Source organism: Micromonospora sp. D75 (genome assembly GCF_018070405.1).
Lineage (GTDB): Bacteria > Actinomycetota > Actinomycetes > Mycobacteriales > Micromonosporaceae > Micromonospora > Micromonospora chalcea.
The window spans coordinates 1-3,470 of sequence record NZ_JAGPXV010000626.1; the positions used below are offsets into that span (position 1 = coordinate 1).

General features: G+C 76.4%; 4 protein-coding genes and 1 pseudogene. 3 read left to right on the forward strand and 2 right to left on the reverse strand.

Going from position 1 to position 3,470, the window contains the following annotated elements; translation table 11 throughout:
* On the reverse strand, positions 1 to 569 hold a 569-nt coding region (locus KBX39_RS26695), incomplete at its 3' end, for a cation-transporting P-type ATPase (protein ID WP_247660628.1).
* Between the two features lie 110 nt (positions 570 to 679).
* Between KBX39_RS26695 and KBX39_RS26700 the strand changes: the two genes are divergently transcribed.
* The 3 genes from KBX39_RS26700 (at position 680) to KBX39_RS26715 (ending at position 3,113) form a co-directional block, all read left to right on the forward strand.
* On the forward strand, positions 680 to 1,492 hold the full coding sequence (locus KBX39_RS26700) for a hypothetical protein (RefSeq protein WP_312247493.1): 813 nt from the start codon (positions 680 to 682) through the stop codon (positions 1,490 to 1,492).
* Positions 1,493 to 1,566: 74 nt separating this feature from the next.
* Positions 1,567 to 2,829, forward strand: a complete 1,263-nt coding sequence (locus KBX39_RS26710) for a cysteine desulfurase-like protein (RefSeq protein ID WP_312247494.1) — start codon at positions 1,567 to 1,569, stop codon at positions 2,827 to 2,829.
* Positions 2,826 to 3,113 (forward strand): GNAT family N-acetyltransferase, encoded by a 288-nt coding sequence (locus KBX39_RS26715; RefSeq protein ID WP_210873105.1) that lies wholly within the window; start codon positions 2,826 to 2,828, stop codon positions 3,111 to 3,113. The genes KBX39_RS26710 and KBX39_RS26715 overlap by 4 nt, the downstream gene beginning before the upstream one ends.
* Positions 3,114 to 3,158: 45 nt before the next feature.
* Here the strand turns inward: KBX39_RS26715 and KBX39_RS26720 are convergent.
* A pseudogene (locus KBX39_RS26720) lies at positions 3,159 to 3,470 on the reverse strand (glycoside hydrolase family 3 protein); the annotation flags it as partial.

Consider the following 3,470-nt stretch of genomic DNA (forward strand, 5'->3'; position numbering starts at 1 on the left):
ACCCGGGTCACCGCCACCGACTCACCGGTGAGCGCCGACTCGTCCAGGCTGAGCCGTACCGCGTCGGTGAGGTCCAGGTCGGCGGGCACCACGTCGCCGGCCTCCAGCCGGACCAGATCGTCCCGGACCAGGTCGGCGGCGGGGAGCACGAGGTCACGGCCGTCGCGGACCACCCGCGCGGTCGGCGCCGCGAGCCGGTCCAGCGCCGCCACCGCGCGGTCGGCGCGTACCTCCTGCACCACGCCGATCGCCGTGTTGATCAGGACGACCAGCACGATCACCGCGGTGTCGGGGTAGTCGCGCAGCAGCGTGGTCACCACGGCGGCGGCCAGCAGCAGCGCCACCAGCGGATCGGTGAGCTGACGGAAGATCCGGCCGGCCAGCCCGCGCTTGCGTGGCGCGGCCACCGTGTTCGGCCCGTCGGCGCGCAGCCGGGCGGCCGCCTCGGCCGAGCCGAGCCCGGTCGCGGGGGCCGGAGAGATCTCGGTGGGCGTCACCGTGCCCTGCCCGCCGTTGATCACCACATTGCCCTCCATGTCGTCGCCGCCCGCGCCGGGCACTCCCAGCATGCCGGGTGCGCGGGCGCGGCTCGCAGGGCCGAGGGCCTGTCGGACCCGGGACCAACGGCCCCCGCGGTACGGGGCAGCGCGGCGTCCGACTCGTCGGTAACGTCCGTGCGGTGAACCGGACACGCAGCGCCACCGGGCCGACACCCCCGTCCCGTCACCGGCCGGTCCGCTGGGCGCTCGCGGTGCTCCTGCTCGCGTCGGTCGGATGCGGAAGGGGATTCGGCGAGGAGAGCGGCGACGAACTGGCGCGCGACGTCGCGGCGGCGGAGGCGAAGCAGCTCAACACGGAGCTCGGGCACCGCAACCGGGTCCGCGACGCCGGGTCGATCGCGGCGGCCGAGATCGTCCAGCAGCCGCAGGGCACCGCGTTGGGCGATGACGAGACCGTCCGGCGGGAGGCCCTGGCCTGGTCCGGCCGCACCGCCAGAGACGAGCGGGCCACCGTCGACGTGCGGTTCGTGGTGACGGTGCCGGAACGACCGCCGGTGTCGGTCGGCGGCGCGAGCAACAGCGCCGGCGACGCCACCCGCTGCTACCGGTACGAGTTCCAGCTCTACCGCTACACGACATACCACGAGATCGACTGTCCGAGCGGAGCTGCTCCCCCGCCCCCCATCGCCGCGCCCGTGCCGAAGGTGCCCGAGGACGGGCGGCAGCGGCTCACCGCCGTGCTGCGTACCGCCACCCCGGACACCCTTGCCGGCGCGGTGCGGGCGGCGTTCCCGCAGGACTGGATCACCGTCGACACGACGGTGCACGAGGGCGCGCTCGTCGCCGCCGTCGGCGTACCGGCCGAACGGGACTGCCTCCTGCTCGTCCGCACCCCGGCCGGGAAGATCGAATCCCCCGGGTACGACCGGATCTGGCTGGAGCCGGGCGAGACCGGCTGCCGGACGGGCCTGTACGTCTCGCCGCCGCGCTGAGACACCAGCCCGGTTTGCCGCGCGACGGCCGGAGGACTGACCTTCTCGGGCCCATGTCAATGTAGCGTTGACGAGTGAGCCTGGCCGGCCTGTCCGAGATCGCCGCGACCCGGGTCCGGCTGGACGACCGCGAGCTGGACCTGATCGACCGGGCCCGGCACGACGGCGCCACCTGGGCCGACATCGCGCGGGCGCTGGGCCTGGGCAGCCGGCAGGCCGCCGAGCAGCGCCGGCAGCGTCTCGCGGCGGCCCGGCGGGCCCGCGTGACCCGGCTCGACCCGGCCGGCTCCCCCGACCTGCCCGTGCTGCGGGCGGCGGTCGCCGACCTGCTCGGCGCGCAGCCGTCGGGCGTGGTGCTCGGTCCGAGCGCGACCGCGCTGACGTACACCCTGGCCCGCACGCTCGGCGCCGGCTGGCGGCCGGGCGACGAGGTGATCGTGTCCCGGCTGGACCACGACGCGAACGTCCGGCCGTGGGTGCAGGCCGCCGAGGCGGCCGGCGCCACCGTGCGCTGGGCCGAGTTCGACCCGGTGAGCGGCGAGCTGCCCGCCGGCCAGTACGCCGACCTGGTCACCGAACGGACCCGGCTGGTCGCGGTGACCGCCGGCAGCAACGCGATCGGCACCGTGCCGGACGTGGCGGCGATCGCCAAGACCGCGCACGCCGCGGGCGCGCTGGTCTGCGTCGACGGCGTGCACGCGGTGCCGCACGGCCCGACCGACCTGTCCACGCTCGGCGCGGACTTCCTGGTGACCAGCGCGTACAAGTGGTCCGGGCCGCACCTCGCGGCGATGGCCGCCGACCCGGCGCGGTGGGAGACGCTGCGCCCGGCGAAGCTGCTTCCCTCCGCCGACTCGGTCCCGGACCGGTTCGAGTACGGCACGCCGAGCTTCCCGCTGCTGGCCGGGGTGACCGCGGCGGTGGACCATCTGGCCGGCCTGGATCCGGCCGCGACCGGCGACCGGCGGGAGCGGGTACGCGCCGGGCTGGCCGCCGCGCAGGCGCACGAGGAGGCGGTCTTCGAGCGGCTGTTCGCCGGGCTGACCGGCCGGTCGTTCGTGACCGTCTACGGCGCACCGGCCCGGCGCTGCCCGACGGTGTCGTTCCGGGTGGCCGGCCTGGCCCCGGCGCAGACGGCGGCGGCGCTGGGCGAGGCGGGGCTGTGCCTGTCGCACGGCGACTACTACGCCTACGAGTACTTCCGCACGATGGGCCTGCGCGCCGACGGCGGCGCGGTCCGGGCCAGCGTCTACCACTACAACACGGTCGAGGAGGTGGACCGGCTGCTGACCGAACTGGACCGGCTGGCCGGCCCCGGAGGGAGAATGGCCCGGTGAGCTTTCAGGTCGAGGACAACCCCGCCAAGCGTCGCTTCGAGATCCTGGTGGACGACGCGCTGGCCGGGTTCGCCGCGTACACCCCCGGCGACGGGGTGCTGGTCTTCACGCACACCGAGGTCGACGACCGGTTCCAGGGTCAGGGCGTCGGCGCGGCGCTGGTCCGGGGCGCGCTGGACGAGGTCCGCGCCCGGGGCGGCCGGATCGTGCCGAGCTGCCCGTTCGTGGCCGCGTTCGTCAAGCGTCACCCCGAGTTCGCCGACCTGGTGGCCGACCCGGCGTGAGGCCCGGGCCGGCCGGGGGACCTCCCCGCCCGGCCGGCCCGGGAGTCAGCGGGCGCCGCTGAGCACCTCGGCGGCGGCGCGGGCCGCGGCGGCGGTGGCGCCGTGGGTGGCCAGGTGCACCACGCCGGTGACCAGCTCGGGCACGCCCAGTTCGACCACCACCGCGTCCGGGCGCGCGGCGAGCGCCCGGCGCACCGCGTCCCGCATCCAGTCGTGCCGGTGCAGGTCCCGCACCACCAGCACGAGGGGCCGTCCGGCCGGCAGGTCGCCCGGGTCGGCCGGTACGGCGTCGGCGGCGTAGCGGGCGGTCGTGGTGCCCGGCGCCAGGCTGGCCAGGGGCGCGGCGATCCCCCACGG